Origin of the sequence: Pelagibacterium sp., assembly GCF_048264985.1 — a bacterium.
GTDB lineage: Bacteria > Pseudomonadota > Alphaproteobacteria > Rhizobiales > Devosiaceae > Pelagibacterium.
Genome location: NZ_JBLXCL010000001.1, coordinates 831,502 through 848,189, shown reverse-complemented (window position 1 = coordinate 848,189; position 16,688 = coordinate 831,502). Strand labels below are relative to the sequence as shown.

16 protein-coding genes are annotated in these 16,688 nt (G+C 57.3%); 14 read left to right on the top strand and 2 right to left on the bottom strand.

The annotated features are described in order from the left end of the window. The first annotated feature begins 16 nt into the window (after positions 1-16). The 3 genes from ACN0TA_RS04215 to ACN0TA_RS04205 all read left to right on the top strand — a co-directional run bounded on the left by ACN0TA_RS04215 (position 17) and on the right by ACN0TA_RS04205 (position 2,736). A complete protein-coding gene (locus ACN0TA_RS04215; protein ID WP_417580113.1) occupies positions 17-832 on the top strand; it encodes a uracil-DNA glycosylase in 816 nt (271 codons plus the stop codon). A gap of 16 nt (positions 833-848) precedes the next feature. Then, positions 849-1,742 (top strand): NAD-dependent epimerase/dehydratase family protein, encoded by an 894-nt coding sequence (locus ACN0TA_RS04210; protein ID WP_417580112.1) that lies wholly within the window; start codon positions 849-851, stop codon positions 1,740-1,742. Between the two features lie 109 nt (positions 1,743-1,851). After that, positions 1,852-2,736: an NAD(P)/FAD-dependent oxidoreductase gene (locus tag ACN0TA_RS04205; protein ID WP_417580111.1), complete on the top strand. Its 885-nt coding sequence runs from the start codon at positions 1,852-1,854 to the stop codon at positions 2,734-2,736. An 8-nt stretch (positions 2,737-2,744) separates the two neighbouring features. Here the strand turns inward: ACN0TA_RS04205 and ACN0TA_RS04200 are convergent, their stop codons facing one another. Then, the gene (locus ACN0TA_RS04200) at positions 2,745-3,656 is read right to left on the bottom strand and encodes a DMT family transporter (RefSeq protein WP_417582052.1); all 912 of its coding nucleotides are present in this window, start codon (positions 3,654-3,656) and stop codon (positions 2,745-2,747) included. 273 nt (positions 3,657-3,929) lie between these two features. Between ACN0TA_RS04200 and ACN0TA_RS04195 the strand changes: the two genes are divergently transcribed. From ACN0TA_RS04195 to ACN0TA_RS04165, 7 genes are all read left to right on the top strand, one after another. Continuing rightward, complete coding sequence (locus tag ACN0TA_RS04195) at positions 3,930-5,228, top strand: MFS transporter (protein ID WP_417580110.1); 1,299 nt, start codon at positions 3,930-3,932, stop codon at positions 5,226-5,228. Between the two features lie 3 nt (positions 5,229-5,231). Next, the gene (gene moaB / locus ACN0TA_RS04190; RefSeq protein ID WP_417580109.1) at positions 5,232-5,768 is read left to right on the top strand and encodes a molybdenum cofactor biosynthesis protein B; all 537 of its coding nucleotides are present in this window, start codon (positions 5,232-5,234) and stop codon (positions 5,766-5,768) included. Between the two features lie 121 nt (positions 5,769-5,889). Then, positions 5,890-7,032 carry a PA0069 family radical SAM protein gene (locus ACN0TA_RS04185; RefSeq protein WP_417582050.1) on the top strand — a complete coding sequence of 381 codons (1,143 nt, stop codon included), beginning with the start codon at positions 5,890-5,892 and terminating at the stop codon, positions 7,030-7,032. Between the two features lie 87 nt (positions 7,033-7,119). After that, entirely contained in the window at positions 7,120-7,503 is a 384-nt protein-coding gene (locus tag ACN0TA_RS04180) for a nuclear transport factor 2 family protein (protein WP_417580107.1), read from the top strand. A 41-nt stretch (positions 7,504-7,544) separates the two neighbouring features. Then, positions 7,545-8,189: a ribonuclease HII gene (locus ACN0TA_RS04175; RefSeq protein ID WP_417580106.1), complete on the top strand. Its 645-nt coding sequence runs from the start codon at positions 7,545-7,547 to the stop codon at positions 8,187-8,189. Positions 8,190-8,280: 91 nt separating this feature from the next. Beyond that, positions 8,281-9,423, top strand: coding sequence for a site-specific DNA-methyltransferase (locus ACN0TA_RS04170; RefSeq protein WP_417582048.1), 1,143 nt, complete (start codon positions 8,281-8,283; stop codon positions 9,421-9,423). A 211-nt stretch (positions 9,424-9,634) separates the two neighbouring features. Then, a complete protein-coding gene (locus ACN0TA_RS04165) occupies positions 9,635-9,967 on the top strand; it encodes a GFA family protein (RefSeq protein WP_417580104.1) in 333 nt (110 codons plus the stop codon). A 13-nt stretch (positions 9,968-9,980) separates the two neighbouring features. Here ACN0TA_RS04165 and ACN0TA_RS04160 read toward each other — a convergent pair whose 3' ends face one another. Next, positions 9,981-11,054, bottom strand: a complete 1,074-nt coding sequence (locus ACN0TA_RS04160; protein ID WP_417580102.1) for an A/G-specific adenine glycosylase — start codon at positions 11,052-11,054, stop codon at positions 9,981-9,983. Between the two features lie 140 nt (positions 11,055-11,194). Between ACN0TA_RS04160 and ACN0TA_RS04155 the strand changes: the two genes are divergently transcribed. The 4 genes from ACN0TA_RS04155 to ACN0TA_RS04140 all read left to right on the top strand — a co-directional run bounded on the left by ACN0TA_RS04155 (position 11,195) and on the right by ACN0TA_RS04140 (position 16,674). Then, complete coding sequence (locus tag ACN0TA_RS04155) at positions 11,195-11,698, top strand: DUF721 domain-containing protein (protein ID WP_417580100.1); 504 nt, start codon at positions 11,195-11,197, stop codon at positions 11,696-11,698. Between the two features lie 140 nt (positions 11,699-11,838). After that, positions 11,839-12,546, top strand: coding sequence for a DsbA family protein (locus ACN0TA_RS04150; RefSeq protein WP_417580098.1), 708 nt, complete (start codon positions 11,839-11,841; stop codon positions 12,544-12,546). A 24-nt stretch (positions 12,547-12,570) separates the two neighbouring features. Then, positions 12,571-16,029 carry an AAA family ATPase gene (locus ACN0TA_RS04145; protein ID WP_417580096.1) on the top strand — a complete coding sequence of 1,153 codons (3,459 nt, stop codon included), beginning with the start codon at positions 12,571-12,573 and terminating at the stop codon, positions 16,027-16,029. 189 nt (positions 16,030-16,218) lie between these two features. Continuing rightward, positions 16,219-16,674 carry an AtpZ/AtpI family protein gene (locus ACN0TA_RS04140; protein WP_417580094.1) on the top strand — a complete coding sequence of 152 codons (456 nt, stop codon included), beginning with the start codon at positions 16,219-16,221 and terminating at the stop codon, positions 16,672-16,674. Positions 16,675-16,688: the final 14 nt, after the last annotated feature.

Below are 16,688 nucleotides of genomic sequence, written 5' to 3'. Positions count from 1 at the left end.
CATAACAAAAATCAACATGACAAATCGACAGCTAAATCGCGAAGAAATTTTGGCCACGCTCGACTGGTACGTCGCTGCGGGTGTCGATATTGCGATTGGCGAGACACCGATCGACCGTTTTGCGCAGTCAGCTATAAAGCCCGCCCAAGCCCAGCGGCGCGCTGTGCCATCGATCGTTCCGCAAGCCGCACAGCGCCCGGCGCCTCCACTGCCGGTTGCCGGTGGACCTGCAGATGCGGACCCTAGTGAAGCACGGTCAATGGCATCAAGCGCGACCAGCCTTGAGCAATTGCGCGGCATGCTCGAGACCTTCGACGGCTGCGGACTCAAATTGCGGGCGACCAATCTGGTCTTCGCTGACGGCAATCCCGATGCCGAAATCATGCTGGTCGGAGAAGCTCCCGGTCGCGAAGAAGATCTTCAGGGCAATCCGTTTGTTGGCCGTTCAGGACAATTACTGGACCGAATGCTGGGCGCTATCGGGCTGGATCGAACCCAGGTTTATATCGCCAACACAGTACCCTGGCGCCCGCCAGGCAATCGTGCGCCCTCGCCATCAGAAGTGGCGGTCTGCCTGCCATTCCTGTACCGACAGATCGAGCTGGTAGCACCCAAGGTACTCATCGCTCTCGGTGGTGCTTCTGCTTCGACATTGTTTGAAACGGACACGGGCATAACGCGTTTGCGAGGGCAGTGGCGCGATCTTGAGGTCGGCACTCACTCGATGCGTGCGGTGGCAACTTTGCATCCGGCCTATCTGCTGCGCCAACCGGCTGCAAAACGTCTGGCATGGGCCGATCTGCTATCGGTCAAGGCGGCGATGGGCCTTTAGCGATAGGATATTTCAAGTGGGCAAACGTATCGTTTTCACCGGTGGTAGCGGGAAGGCCGGCCGCCATGTCGTCCCCTATCTTCTCGACAAGGGACACGAAGTGTTCAACATCGACCTGCAACCGCTCGATCTTCCGGGCGTCAATACGCTGAGTGCCGATTTGACCAATAGCGGCGAAGCGTTCAATGCACTCTCCATGCATTTCGGATTCGAAGGACTTGGCAGCGGTACCGGCCCTGCCCCGGTCGATGCCGTCGTTCATTTTGCTGCGGTGCCGCGCATATTGCTCAAGCCCGACAATGTGACGTTTCAGGCAAACGCTGTATCGACCTACAACGTGATCGAAGCGGCAGTGAAGCTGGGCATCAGGAAAATCATCATCGCGTCGAGCGAGACGACCTATGGCGTTTGCTTTGCCGAGGGCGACAAGGACTACCACTGCTTTCCACTGGAAGAAGACTACGACGTCGATCCGATGGACAGTTATGGGTTATCCAAGGTGGTCAACGAAAAGACAGCGCGCGCCTTTGCCATGCGCTCGGGCGCCGACATTTATGCTTTGCGAATCGGCAATGTCATCGAGCCGCATGAATATCCAAAATTTGCCGATTTTCTCGCCAACCCTGCTTCACGCAAACGCAATGCCTGGAGCTATATCGATGCACGCGACCTTGGACAGATCGTTGATCTGTGTATCGCCAAGGACGGCCTGGGCTTTGAGGTCTTCAACGCCGTCAACGACACGATAACCGCCAGTGAACCCAGTGCCGAGTTTCTCGCAAAATGGGCACCTGCGACGCCCATCGCACGAGAGATGGGGACAGAGGAAGCCCCGATCTCGAACCGCAAGATTCGCGACGTTCTGGGCTTCGTCGAACAACACAATTGGCGCAAATACCTCAAACAATAGCGCCGGTACGACCAAACTCGCCGCTTGTAACTTCGAACATTACGTAATACATGAAGTTACAAGATGCCCCTCTCGATTGGAGGGTCGAAGTGCGATTGAGGCCAAACCAATGACTTACGACGTCATCATCATCGGCGGCAGCTATGCCGGCATGTCCGCTGCTTTTCCGCTGCTGCGCGCCCGGCGCCGTGTCCTGATTGTTGATGGTGGCAAGCGCCGCAACCGGTTTGCCAGCCATTCGCATGGTTTTTTGACCCAGGACGGGGTCGCGCCAGATGTCATCGCTGCACAGGCCGGCGTACAACTTGCTGCCTATCCAACCCTGACCTGGCTGGAGGGCAACGCAATGGACGCAAATAGACGGGATGATGGGTTTACAGTGACGCTGGAGGATGGACGTGACTTCTCCTCGAGACGGCTGATCCTTGCCCATGGAATAACCGACAACCTGCCCGAGATTTCAGGCCTGCAGGAGCGCTGGGGACAAAGCGTATTTCACTGCCCCTATTGTCACGGCTACGAACTGAACCAGGGCAAGATCGGCGTGATCGGGGTGGCCCCGATGTCCATGCACCAAGCACTGATGCTGCCCGATTGGGGACAAGTCACCTTTCTGCCAAATGGAACGTTTGAACCCGATGCCGCGGCGCTGGCCCAACTTGATGCTCGTGGCACGGCACTGGAAACCACCAGGATCGCCGAAGTCACTGGAAAAGCCGACGTCCGGTTGGTTGATGGCCGTTTGTTGTCGTTTGACGGGCTCTTTGTTGCATCGATCGTTTCCCCATCCAGCCCAATTGCCGAACGTTTGGGTTGCGCTTTTGACGATTTACCCAATGGGCGCCAGATCGTCACTGACGACATGCAGCACACCGGCGTTCGCCATGTTTTCGCCTGCGGCGACGCGGCGCGCGCAGCAGGGTCGGTGCCACTGGCGGTTGGTGATGGTACTATGGCGGGCACCGCGTGCCACAAGTCTTTGATGTTCGACTAATGTGATCGTCAGGCCGGACTGGATACTTTGCGCATTTTGGCACGATCAAGACCAAGCATGTGCTCGCGATAGATGATGAAGATACCGGCGGCGGTTACAATGCTACCGCCGATCAACATTTCCAGCGTTGGCACTTCGCCGAAGATCAGAAAGCCGATGGCGATCGAAAGAATCATCGACGAATATTCGAATGGCGCCACTGTGGTCAGTTCGGCGTGCCGATAGCTTTCAGTGAGAAGGATTTGTCCCACCCCACCGCTAATGCCAGCGGCGATGAGAATCAGAGATTCCTCAAAGCTCAGTGGCACCCAGCCGAACGGAATTGAGGCAAGACCTATCACAGTGCTGACCAGTGAAAAATAAATTACGATCGTCGCGCTGCGCTCCGTCTTGACCAGATTGCGCACCGTGAGCATCGCCGTAGCCGAGACCATACAGGCAGCAAATGCAGCGAGAGCGCCGACAGCCTGAGGACCAAGCGTTCCCGTGCCGCTGGAGAGAAAGGTCAGGCGTGGCCACATAATAATGATCACACCGACCAGCCCCACCACAACAGCACTCCAGCGAAACAGCCTGATCTTTTCGCGCAGGAAAACCGCCGAGAATATGACGATGAACAGTGGCGTCGCATAATTGATTGTTGTCGCTTCGGGCAGCGGCAGGCGTGTCAGGCCGAAAAAGATCAGGATCATCCCCGTCGTGCCCAAAATTCCGCGAAAGATATGCGAGCCGAGGCGGGTGGTCTTGAACCCCTCAATCAACTGCCCACGAAAGCCCAGGATAAGAAAAACCGGAACCAAAGCGAAGGCAGAGCGGAAGAAAATCAACTGGCCGACGGGAACGCCTTCTGCCCCCTTTACAATGGCGCTCATTGCAACAAATACAAAAACCGAAGCGATTTTTAGCCCGATGCCCAGCATGACGTTGCGGCGCGGCGCTGGCGATGTGGTGGGCGTGGATACGGGCAGAGCAGGATTGGACACCAGATAGCGCTTTCGGAGAGGGATATGATGCCGCACAGGCAGGATGTCGGAAGCCTATCGCTAGCCCCGAATCCAAGCGCTGACAAGCTAGCGAAGATTTTTTCGGCACTTGCCGAAACGAATTGCAATCCGGTCACGTTTGCGCTGTAGGCAGACCAAGAGTAACGCGCTAACCTGCCTTTCAAACAAGAGTGCCATCCAAGGTCCCATATGTCGCAAGTGGTCAAAATCTCCGCCCTTTTGATGTCTTCCGCTCTGCTGATGATAGCGGGGGGAATGCACGGCCTCATCCTGCCGGTTCGCGGTGCCGAGGAAGGGTTTTCGCTTCTTGCGCTCGGTCTGATCGGCACGGGTTGGTCCATCGGGTTTATTTCCGGTTCAATTTCCGTACCGCACCTGGTGCGGCGCGTGGGCCATATACGGGCCTATGCAGTCATGGCGGCAGTTGCCTGCATGACCATTCTGCTTAACCTTATTTTTGTTCACGACATCGCGTGGATCCTGCTGCGCATTTTTTCAGGGTTCTGCTTTGCCGGCGCTGCAATGGTTGTCGAAAGCTGGCTGAATGAAGTTTCGGACAATGAGAGCCGGGGAACAACGTTCTCGATCTACGTCAGTGTCACGCTGTTCGCATCGACTGCAGGACAGATGATAATCGCTGTAACCGGGGTGGCCGGATATATTCCGTTCGTTCTCGCCGCCATCGCTTATATCGCTGCAGTATTGCCCACTGCCGTAACCCGCACACCACAGCCGGCGCCATTGCAGACTGTCAGCCTCGACGTGCGCACGCTCTTCAAAACGTCGCCCATTGCCGTCGTCGCTGCCTTTTCTGTCGGGATGGCAAACGGGGCTTTCGGCACGCTGGCGCCGGTCTACGGTATCGAGCGCGGGTTCTCGACGGCGACAATCGCGTATTTGATAAGCCTTGCGATTTTTGCAGGTGCCATTGCCCAAGTGCCACTTGGGCGGCTGTCCGATCGAATTGACCGCCGCAAGGTGATGATGGGAGTAGCGTTGATCGGATCGACCGCAGGTATATTCACCATCGCTTTCAATCCCGGTGAAAACGCACTGCTCTACGGGCTGTTCGCGATGTATGGGCTCGCTGCCTATTCGCTTTATGCTATTGCCGTAGCGCACGCCAACGACTTTGCCGACGAAGGCAGTTTCGCCAAGGTGGCTTCGGGCATGTTGCTCGTTTTGGGCTCGGGCCAGATGCTGGGGCCGGTTGTTGCTTCCCTGACAATGCAATGGTTGGGGCCCGCAGCGTTGTTTTTGGTGCCAGTGGCCTTTCACGGGGCACTTGCAGCGACAGCGTTCTTCAGGATGCGTATCCGCGACGCGGCGCCAGCAGAAGACCGGGCGCCCTTCCAGCCCATGCCGTCCGAGCGCCTGGTGACTGGTGAAACGCTGAATCTCGATCCGCGCTCAGAGGAGAACGGTTTCGAACTTGATGATGATATTGGCGAAACGCCAGCCGACGGCGCCGAGCCCCAGCAAGGTTAAAACATGTTTCCCTACAAGATCGATGACAGCCATCCCTTTGTCCCAGTCACGTTCGCAATTCTTGCCGTTTCCGACACGCGGACGCTTGAAACCGACACTTCGGGCGCGCTGCTCAAGGAAATGATCGAGCACGCGGGTCACCGGGTGCTTGACCGCACTGTTGTGAAAGACGACAGGAAGGCGATAGCAGAACAAGTCACTGCGTGGACTGCCCAAGACACAATCGACGTCGTGATCACGACCGGGGGCACGGGATTTTCAGGACGAGACGTTACGCCCGAGGCTGTCGAGCCGCTGTTTGATAAACGCATGGACGGGTTCTCCGTGCTGTTTCATCAATATTCGGCCACAACCATTGGAACATCATCGATCCAGTCACGCGCCACTGCAGGACTGGTGGGGACTACTTTCGTCTTTTGCCTGCCTGGATCGCGCGGCGCATGCAGGGATGCCTGGGAAGCAATTCTGAAATACCAGTTCGACAGCCGCCACATGCCTTGCAACTTCATTGAAGTCATGCCCCGACTGACTGAACGCTAGCGCCCAAAAAAGAATCCGTTCTTGTTTCGTTCCATTTCTTTCGTTAGAGTTAATGGAACGGACGGGCCACGATTCGGCTTGTTCCTGTATCTTTACGATGGGAGCGCTGGCCGTGGCCGAAATGGGAAACAGTGCAAGTCGCAGCGAAGCCAGACGGCGGCTGTTCGGCACACGCGATGTGGACCTATTGAGCCGTCCTATGCTGGAGACGCCCAAACTGCGTGGCCGCGGGGCGGCCAGCAATGAAAGCGGGCGTTTTGAGCCCCACAAGCGCGAAATGTTCGCCGATGGCTGGGAGCCTGAACCCGATGAAGGGTTCGAAACGCGCGAACATATAGAGCGTGCCAAGTCGATCATCACGAAAAACGTCTCCCCCGACATAGGGTTCGATCGATCAATCAATCCCTATCGGGGCTGCGAACACGGATGTTCTTATTGCTTCGCGAGGCCGACCCACGCCTATCTCGGCCATTCGGCCGGCGTCGATTTCGAGCGCGATATTTATGTGAAGGTCAATGCGGCCGAATTGCTGCGGGCTGAGCTTTCCAATCCGCGCTACAAGGCAAAACCCATCGCCATCGGCACCAATACCGACCCCTATCAGCCGCTCGAACGCAAATACAAGATCATGCGTTCGGTGCTCAAGGTGCTGCTCGAAGCCAGGCATCCGGTGACGATCGTCACCAAATCCGCGCTGATCGTGCGCGATCTCGACATCCTGACAAAGCTCAATAAGCTCGGTCTGGTTTCCGTTGGCATTTCGGTGACCTCTATGGACCATAAGCTGTCGCGTTTCATGGAGCCCAGGGCGTCTACGCCGTCGCGGCGGCTCGAAGCCATCAAGCTACTTTCGGAATCTGGCATCCCAACGCGCATTATGGCGGCGCCGATGATTCCGGCGGTAAACGATCACGAACTTGAACGCATTCTTGATGCCGGCAAGGCTCAGGGGGCCAGCACCGCCTCAATGATACTTTTACGTCTGCCCGGCGAAGTGCGCGACATTTTCCGGGAATGGCTGCTCAAGACCTACCCGGACAAGGTCAAGCATGTGATGAATCTCGTACGCGATTATCGTGGCGGACATGACAATGACCCACGGTTTGGGTCCCGGTTCACCGGTGAGGGTCCTTATGCCGTGCTCATGCAACAGCGATTTGACAAGGCAATTTCCCGGCTTGGACTTGAGGAAGATGCAATGCCTTTGCGAACCGATCTGTTTGCTCACCCGCAAAAGGAAACGGCGCAGCTTAGCTTGTTCTGATTGGAGGGCGGCGTGGGCACGAACGCCGGCACTTTGATGGCGTTGAGCTGAGCATTTTCTATTTTCAATTGAACGAGGAGATGTTGCGTGACAGATGCGGCAGCACTTGCGCAGGAGTTCTGGTGTCGGATGAACACCAATCAATGGTCCCTCGCCGCTGAACTGTTTGCTGACAACATCGAGATCGTTTGGCCGCAATCGGGTGAGGTAATAAGTTCGGCCGAGGACTTCGTCGCCCTAAACGCAGCCTATCCCGCCAATGGTAAATGGCAGTTTTCAATTAAACGCTTGATTGGCGCCGGCGAGCGCGCGGTCACTGAGACCGCAATATCCGACGGGACCACTAATGCCTTCGCCGTATCGATCTTTGAATGCGCTGATGATCGCATCGTGAAAATAACCGAATATTGGCCCGAGCCTTACGATGCGCCGGATTGGCGGCGAGCATGGGTATCGGCCCGGACTGATTGAATGACCTTTATCGGACGCTGAAAATCAGATTGGTTTGTCCAATGGCCAGATCTGATTCGAAAATAAACACCATAGTTAGTGCGCCCAGCTACGCGCTGGAAGCTGCCGCACTTGCTGCAGGCAGCACTATGGTAGCAGGCATCGACGAGGCAGGCCGGGGGCCACTGGCTGGCCCGGTCGTCGCAGCTGCCGTGGTTCTGAACCGACAGACAATACCGGTCGGGCTCAACGATTCCAAAAAACTGACTGAAGAAAAGCGCGAAGCTCTGTTTGCCCAGATCATGGCGACAGCGCATGTCGGATTTTGTGCAGCCCCGGTCGAACTTATCGACAGGCTCAACATTCGCGGGGCAACGTTGTGGGCCATGTGCCAGGCGCTTGATGCCCTGCCCGTCCGCTCAGACCTTGCGCTGGTCGACGGCCGCGATGTGCCCGAGGGCCTTTCCTGCTCCGGGCAATTCGTGATTGGAGGCGACGGAAAATCGCTTTCAATCGCTGCAGCATCGATTGTGGCCAAGGTGGTGCGCGACCGAATGTGCCAGGTTATGGATAACGGACTACCCCACTACCGTTTCGGTCAGCACAAAGGGTATGGCACTGCACTGCATCTTGAAGCGCTTGCCACTCATGGACCGTGCGATCTGCATCGGATGAGCTTTGCTCCAGTACGCGCTGCGCAGCGCTAATAGACGTCGCTAACCTCCTGTTAACCCTAACATTTAGGCGGCGCTTAACCCTAACGCGGTACAAATGGCGTGTTAGTTTTGCGTTAGGGTTATCAGTATGTTGCGTACAGGTTCAGCGGCGCGGATGCGCGCGCCGGAGGCTTTTGAAGGCCACCTCCCCATCGACACAATATTAGTCGGTGACTGCATCGCGCATATGAATGCGCTTCCCGAAGCCTCGGTCGATCTCATCTTCGCAGATCCCCCATACAACCTTCAGCTCGAAGACGGGCTGACCCGGCCCGACCAATCAAAAGTCGATGCGGTCGATGACGAGTGGGACAAGTTTGAGAGCTTTGCCCATTACGACAATTTCACCCGCGCCTGGATGGCAGCAGCCCGCCGGATACTCAAGCCTAATGGCGCGATCTGGGTGATTGGCTCGTACCATAATATATTCCGGGTTGGCGCTGCACTTCAGGATCTCGGATTCTGGATGCTCAATGACGTCGTGTGGCGCAAGGCAAATCCGATGCCCAACTTCAGAGGAACGCGGTTCACCAATGCGCATGAGACGCTTATCTGGGCTTCGCGCAGCCAGAAAAGCCGACCCACCTTCAATTATGAAGCGCTGAAGCTTTCCAATGACGATACTCAAATGCGTTCGGACTGGCTGTTTCCGATCTGCACAGGCGGCGAACGCCTCAAAGACGCAAACGATGAGAAGGTCCATCCTACCCAAAAGCCGGAAGCTCTGCTTTATCGCGTGCTGATGGCAACAACAAAGCCGGGGGACGTCGTACTCGATCCCTTCTTCGGCACAGGAACTACGGGCGCCGTCGCCAAGAAGTTGGGCCGTCATTTCATCGGCATCGAGCGCGAAAACGCCTACATAAATGCAGCTTTGAAACGCATTGCCGCCATCAAACCGCACGATTTAGCTGCCATTGAAACGACCGTACCCAAGCGGTCTGCCCCGCGCATCCCATTCGGCTCACTAATCGAGCAAGGATTGATTGCACCGGGTACGAAACTTTTCGGTGCCGGGCGGCGTTACTCTGCCGTGGTTCGTGCTGACGGTTCACTGGTCAGCGACGACAAAAGTGGTTCGATCCACCGTGTCGGCGCTCTCGTGCAAGGCTTTGAAGCCTGCAATGGCTGGACCTTTTGGCACTATGAGGATGGCTCCAAGCTGATGCCCCTCGACACCCTTCGCGAGGACGTTCGAACTCGCATGTACAAGCTTTCTGCCTGATTTCGACCTCCAATCAGTCAGGCATTCTCGCCCCCGGTCTCCACCGGGGGCTTTTTTTTGCCAAAACTGCCCTCGACCCGCTGGTTGCGAAATTTAAAATGTTCACGCATTGTTCTTGAATAATTGCAGGATCGATTCAAGGGAGATGGTAATGATTGGCGGAAGTTGTTGCTGCGGGGCAGTCCGATTTACTCTGTTGGCGGAGCCGACCATGATGGGGACTTGCCACTGCACGCGTTGCCGCAAGGTAGGCGCCAGTGTCCTTGTGTTTGTCAGGAAAGAGGACCTGGAATGGATTCAAGGTCGCGACAAGGTTGAACTGTATGCACCGACACCACCCTATAAGTACGGGCGTTGTTTCTGTGGCATATGCGGAACGTCGCTTGGCGAAATCCTCTCACAGGACGAGAGCTTTCCCATCGCGGCAAATACCCTTGATAGCGAAATCGAGGTCAGAAACAGTTTTCACGAGTTTGTTTGTGAAAAGCCGGCCTGGTACGGGATCTGCGACGAGGCGAAACAGTATGATGGCCATCCGGTGTAGCGCTTAGCCGGGGCTATTTCATCGCCCCGGCCGCCTTGAGCATTTTTTTGAAAACGCTGGGCAGTGCTTCATTATCGAGCGCAGCCATGCTGGCCCACCAGCCTTCGTCAAGCGGATGATCGCGCGTGATCGTCCAGACTTCGACGATGAGACGGAAATGGGTAAAGACATGCTCGATAGATCCAACACTTTTCCACTTCGCTTCAAAGGGAAAATCGGGCTCCGTCTCTTGAGAAGTCCATTCGCTGCCCGGAACTTCGGTCATCTTCGCCAGCAACCCTTTCGGCCCACGCTGGCGAAGGAAGATCTTGCCCTCCGGATGGAAAATAACGAAAGCATGACCGTAACGCGTGGGTCGGACCGCCTTCACCGGCGGAACCGGGAAGGCAAGCGGGCTGCCGGTTCTTGTCCCCTTGCAGCCAGTTTCCAGCGGGCACAAAAGGCAATTGGCGCGTCGCGGTGCACAGATCGTGGCCCCCAGATCCATCATGGCCTGCGCAAAGTCACCTGCCCGCTCTGGCACGGCGCTTTGCACAGTGGCCCGGACCAGGGGCTTTTCCTCACGGACCGGCTTGGGCAGCGCAATATAGCGGGACACGACACGATCTACATTGCCATCGACCACTGCGACAGGCTCGTCATGACAGATGGCGGCGATGGCCGCACTTGTGTAGTCACCGATGCCAGGCAATTCGCGCAGAGCAGCGGCAGTTCTCGGGAACACGCCGCCATGGTGTTCAACCACCGCAATAGCGCAAGCATGGAGATTTCGAGCGCGGGCGTAATAGCCAAGCCCGGCCCATTGGACGAGCACATCATCAAGGCGGGCTGCGGCGAGATTTTGGACAGTGGGCCAAAGCGCCGTGAAAGCAGCGAAATATTTCCGCACTGCGGCAATGGTCGTCTGCTGAAGCATGATCTCGCTCAGCCAAACAAAATAGGGATTGGGTAAGACCCCGCGCGCACGCTCAGCGGGCGGAACGCGCCAAGGAAGATCGCGCGCGTGACGATCATACCAACCGAGCACTGCATTGGCGTCAAGCGCTGCATCATCTGGATTTTCTTCGCTTATCTGCGCACCGCTCAATTTGATCTGAACTCTTGTTTTTGTCGCAGTTTCCAACCGGACACCTGGTTTCCCCCAGTCCTGAAAATGCGCGGCATGTTGCATGGAGGCTGTTTGAGCCATAATGAACACCTACAGAGCCAAAGGACATTGGCGCAAGCATGACCAGCAAAACTTCGACGCCAAAGCGCAGCAACCGCACTGTGCAATTGGGTGACATGATCGGCAAGACGCTCGATCCCGCATTGAAAAAGCGCGGATTTGCCGGTCGCGACCTGATCAGCCATTGGCAAACGATAGCACCCGCGCCGTGGGACAAGATTTCCATGCCTGACAAGCTGGTCTGGCCGCGCCGCGATCGACCCGACCCGGAGGGCGCGATCCTCCACCTCCGGTGTCTTGAGGGTCATGGGTTGGCGCTGACCCACGAAGCGCAAACCATAGCCTCGGCGGTAAACCGGTATTTCGGCTATTTGATCGTGGGGTCGGTACGCTTGTCGCCAATGCCGCTGATCGCAGAAAAACCGATACCGGCAAAATCAACGCAATTGCCGCTGGCAACGCTCGAGGCCATCAAGGCCCAGACAGGCGGTATCGAGGATGATGGGCTGCGCGAAGCCTTGCAAAAACTGGGGCGGGGTGTTTTGGCAAAACGCGATAGATAGCCGATCATTTGATGTTCGCTGGGGACAATGAAGCGGTTTATCGTCGGTTTCACCGGCATGTGAACGCCTTGCCCCCTTGCCGCCGGAATCGCCCGGTGTAGTGTGCGCTGGAATTTATTTAGCCATTAAGGAGCAAAACATTGTCGCTCAATCGCAGAAGCCTACTACTCGCCGGATCCAGCGTCGGGCTTGCCACTCTGATCTACGGGTGCAGTGAATCCAACGCTGAAGCCGAAGTCACCGCCAATGTCGTCACAGAAACCGCTCCGGAAGGCGATGTCGCGCTCTATGACGGATCGGCAATCGAACCGATAAATGGTGATGCGATCAACAATCCCCCACTCGCCGACCGGCCGATGGGCGGTGTGGACGCTGAGCTGACTGTCGTCGAGTACGTTTCCCCCACCTGCCCGCATTGCGCCGCCTTTCACATGACCGCGCTGCCCCAGCTCAAGGAAGAATATATCGACACCGGTCGCATCCGCTTTATAGCCCGCCCGTTCCGCCGCAACGTACTCGACCTTGCCATTTTCATGGTGGCCGAAGCCTCGGGCGAACAGTACAACGAAATTCTCAGCGCCTATATGGAAAGCCAGAATGTTTGGGCTGCCAGTGAAAATCCGCGCCAGGCGATCTTCGATATCGCCGAACAGTTCGGGTTTACACAGGAAAGGTTCGAGGAAGTCTTGACCGACCAGGAATTGTTGGCTGCTATCGAAGCGACCCGCGAGCAGGCACTCAATGAATTCGGACTGCAGGGCACACCGACATTCTATATCAACGGGGATAAGTTCGAGGGCACACCCGACTATGCAGGGCTTTCCGCCGAAATCGAGAACCGCCTCTAGTTCTGCTCCTTTGCGAGGCGCGGAATGAAATTTTCGCGCCTCAAGCTCCTGGGCTTCAAATCCTTTACCGATCCCGTTGAATTGGTTCTCGAACCCGGCATTACCGGGGTCGTCGGCCCCAATGGGTGTGGAAAATCCAATCTCGTTGAAGCACTGCGCTGGGTGATGGGCGAAAGTTCATACAAGGCCATGCGCGCGTCGGGCATGGATGACGTGATCTTTTCGGGTTCGGGCAATCGTCCAGCCCGAAATTCTGCAGAAGTTACTGTCGTACTCGACAATTCCGACCGCACGGCACCGCAGGCGTTCAATACTGCCGACACCATAGAAATTTCACGCCGCATCGAACGCGAGCAGGGATCGGTCTATCGCATCAATGGCCGCGACGTTCGCGCGCGCGACGTGCAGCTGATGTTTGCCGACGCTTCGACTGGTGCCCATTCCCCTGCCCTTGTACGGCAAGGCCAAATTGGCGAACTGATTGCCGCCAAGCCAACCCAGCGACGCGCATTGCTTGAAGAAGCAGCCGGTATTTCCGGTCTGCATTCTCGCCGCCATGAAGCCGAGTTACGGCTAAGGGCCGCAGAACAAAATCTTGAACGCGTCGACGACATTATCGCCCAGGTCGAAGTGCAGCTTGAAACGCTCAAACGGCAGGCTCGGCAAGCTACCCGCTATCGCGCGCTTTCGGGCGATATCAGGCGCGCCGAAGCAACGCTTTATCACATCCGCTGGGTCAAAACCCGTTATGCTGAAAAGGAAACAGAAGCTCAACAGGGACGCCTGATCAGCCAATTGGCCGACGCCTCCCACCTCGAACATCAGGCCAAAAAGCTAGTCGAGGCGATGGACGCCGAGATTCAGCCTTTGCGCGACGCCGATGCTGCAGCAGGCGCTGTACTGCAGCGCTTGACTATATTGCGGGGACAACTCGAGGAGGAATTACGGCGGGCCAATTCGAGACGCGCAGAACTTGATGACCGGCTCAAGCAGATCGACACCGATATCGAGCGCGAATCAGCGCTGATCGGCGATAGTGACGGGCTGATCGAAACTCTTGAAGCCGAGCGTCTGGAGTTGGCTGAGACTGCCGAAGCCGAGAGCGAAGCAAGCGAGATGGCCCGCGCCCAGGCAGACGAAGCGCGCGCTGCGCTCGACGAGGCGGAAGCTGCGGCACGCTCAGCCGCCGACGCTGTTGCGGCCATTCGTGCCCAACGGGCACAAGCCACCCGGGCCGCAGAAGAATCCAGCCAACGTGTCGGGCGGCTGCAATCACAGCAATCTGATCTCATGCGCGATGTCGCTGCACTTGAAGAGAGCCTGGCAGCCGACCACACGCTTGCGGAGCGACAAGCCAGGCTTGACGAAGTGCTGGAAGCATTTGCCATTGCCGAAGCCGAGGTCGAAACAGCTGAGCTCGAAACCGCCGAGGCCGTCGATGCGCTCGAAAGCGCCCAGCCACAACTGGCCGAGACAGAAGGCAAGCTTCATCGACTAGAGAGCGAGGCAGAGACACTTGCGCGAATTCTCAATGTCGATGGTGGATCACTCTGGCCGGCGATCGTGGATGCCCTACGTGTTGCGCCAGGCATGGAAACGGCACTTGGCGCAGCATTGGGCGATGATCTCGAAGCTTCAGACGACTCAGCGGCGCCGCTGTATTGGACGCAGAGTAAAGGGCCAGACGACCCAGCATTGCCCGAGGGCGTTCCAGCGCTATCGGTTCATGTTTCGGGGACGCCTTTGCTCAAACGGCGCCTCGACCAAATCGGCATCGTCTATAGCGCTGCCGAGGGCGAACGGCTCATGGCATTGCTCAAGCCAGGTCAACGTCTGGTCAGTGTCGACGGTGGACTCTGGCGCTGGGATGGTTTTGTAGCAAAGCCGGACGCCCCGAGCGCTGCAGCCCAACGACTGTCCCAACGCAACAGACTGGCTGACCTCGATAGCGAAATCACCAGTCTGCGCGCTGCGCGCAATGAAGCGCAGGCGAAAATATCGGGATTACGCACCCGGGTGGAAACGACGCGAGAAGCCGAAATTGCCCGCAGGGCCGCATGGCGAGAAGCCCAGCGGGGCATCGCCGCGGCCCAGGCCGGTGTCGACTCTGCGCACAAGAATTTGGCTGAGCTGACAGCGCGCCGTACCGCATTGGCAGAATCGCGCGTCCGAATCGAAGAAAGCCTGGCCGAAGCCGTCGCAATTGCCGAAGACGCGCAGGCAGCTCTCGAAGAGCTCGGAGCCGAAGGCGATGCCGTACGCGAGGCCGAAACCCGACAGCGCACGCTGGTCAATCTGCGCGAAGCTGCCGAACAGGCCCGCGTGCGGCTAGCAGGCTTTGAAAGCGCTTCGCAGATGCGCGCATCGCGGCTATCGCGGATTGCGCAGGAACTTGAAAGCTGGCAGCGGCGGCAGGCAGGAGCGCAAAGTCAGATTGAAACGCTAGAGCGGCGCAAGGGCGAAATCGCGATACAGATCTCCGACCTCAACGCGACTCCCGATGCTTTCGACATCAGGCGTGCCGAACTCGAAGACCAGATAGAAGATGCAGAATATGCCCGCAAGCGCGCATCGGACAAGCTCAACGAAGCTCAGGGCGCATTTCGCGAGGCAGACAAGGCAGCGCGTCTCGCCGCCGAAGGGCTCGCCGACACGCGCGCGGAAATGGCACGGGTCGAGGAGCGTCTCAAGGGCAACATCGCGTCTCGCCAGCAGATTGAACGCCAGATCGCAGAAATACTGGGAATTTCCGCTGACAAGACCGCCGAAGCGGCCGGAATCAAGCCCGAAGCTGCCCTGCCCGAAGAATCAGCAACCGAATCGCGCGTCGATCGGCTGAAAGCCGAGCGCGAGCGATTGGGTGGGGTCAATTTGATGGCCGAACAGGAAGCCCTGGAGGTCGAAGAGAAGCTGGACAAGATGGTAGCTGACCGCGAAGATCTCATCGCGGCGATCGCCAAACTCCGGACCGGAATTTCCAACCTCAACCGTGAGGGGCGCGCCCGGCTCAACGAGGCCTTTGAAAAGGTCAACAATCACTTCCGCGAGCTGTTCACCTCATTGTTCGGTGGGGGCACCGCAGAACTGACATTCGTTGAGAGCGACGATCCGCTGCAGGCGGGCCTGGAAATCATCGCCAAGCCGCCGGGGAAAAAGCCTCAAACTATGACACTGCTCTCAGGTGGAGAGCAGGCGCTGACGGCGATGAGCCTGATCTTTGCAGTGTTTCTGACCAACCCGGCCCCGATCTGCGTACTCGACGAGGTGGACGCGCCACTCGATGATGCCAATGTGGAGCGCTTCTGCAATCTCCTGGAATCGATGCGTCAGCGCACTGAGACACGGTTTGTTGTCATCACCCACAATCCAATTACCATGGCGCGCATGGACCGGCTGTTCGGCGTCACCATGCCCGAACGCGGAGTGAGCCAACTCGTTTCAGTCGACCTACGGACCGCAGAGACGTTTCTTGAAGCGAGCTGAAAGCAAGGACGCAAGTGACTTGACCGGTCCAATAGTCATGCCGGCTGCAAGGCCCAACCGCCAAGAGAATCCACCGGCGTGCCATCGTGTTACCATAATGGGCGCGTTGACGGGATGCCGCACCCTGACAACTATCGCCTAAGTATTTGAATTATTGGCCTTTTTTGACAACGCGCGCAGCTTGACACCTTGGGGCCCCGCAACTATGGTGCGCGCGACTTTGAAGGCACCCACTTGCCGGGTGTCCGGCTAGGCTGGAGCGGTGGTTTTGAAGTGACCAATTCCGACGACAAACCGGCCAAGGACGGGACTTCCCCGCGCCAATCGGAAACTTCCGAACTGGCGGCGCGGATCAGGAAAGCTCAGGACGCGCGTGCGGCCGCCGATGGCAGTCAGCAGGCATCCCGGCAGGGCGACATGTCGACGCTGGCGCGCGGTTTGCGTATTGGTGCCGAGTTTGTTGCGGCGATCCTTGTGGGCTCAGGTATTGGATACCTGATCGACATGTTTGCGGGGACAAGCCCATGGGCGCTGCTCATCACGTTCATGGTGGGTTTTGCCGCTGGAATTGTGAATGTCACTCGTGTAGTGGCAGAACTGAATACAGAAAAAACCGCATCGAACGATGCGGATAGTGTGGACTGAAGGGCGAGATAGGG

Excerpts from the sequence above, each read along its gene's own strand:
- ACN0TA_RS04165 (WP_417580104.1), top strand. The coding sequence starts at position 9,635 with ATGATGGGGACTTGCCACTGCACGCGTTGCCGCAAGGTAGGCGCCAGT.
- ACN0TA_RS04175 (WP_417580106.1), top strand. The coding sequence starts at position 7,545 with ATGGCCAGATCTGATTCGAAAATAAACACCATAGTTAGTGCGCCCAGC.
- ACN0TA_RS04185 (WP_417582050.1), top strand. The coding sequence starts at position 5,890 with ATGGGAAACAGTGCAAGTCGCAGCGAAGCCAGACGGCGGCTGTTCGGC.
- moaB (WP_417580109.1), top strand. The coding sequence starts at position 5,232 with ATGTTTCCCTACAAGATCGATGACAGCCATCCCTTTGTCCCAGTCACG.
- ACN0TA_RS04215 (WP_417580113.1), top strand. The coding sequence starts at position 17 with ATGACAAATCGACAGCTAAATCGCGAAGAAATTTTGGCCACGCTCGAC.
- ACN0TA_RS04195 (WP_417580110.1), top strand. The coding sequence starts at position 3,930 with ATGTCGCAAGTGGTCAAAATCTCCGCCCTTTTGATGTCTTCCGCTCTG.
- ACN0TA_RS04145 (WP_417580096.1), top strand. The coding sequence starts at position 12,571 with ATGAAATTTTCGCGCCTCAAGCTCCTGGGCTTCAAATCCTTTACCGAT.
- ACN0TA_RS04205 (WP_417580111.1), top strand. The coding sequence starts at position 1,852 with ATGACTTACGACGTCATCATCATCGGCGGCAGCTATGCCGGCATGTCC.
- ACN0TA_RS04200 (WP_417582052.1), bottom strand. The coding sequence starts at position 3,656 with ATGCTGGGCATCGGGCTAAAAATCGCTTCGGTTTTTGTATTTGTTGCA.
- ACN0TA_RS04155 (WP_417580100.1), top strand. The coding sequence starts at position 11,195 with ATGACCAGCAAAACTTCGACGCCAAAGCGCAGCAACCGCACTGTGCAA.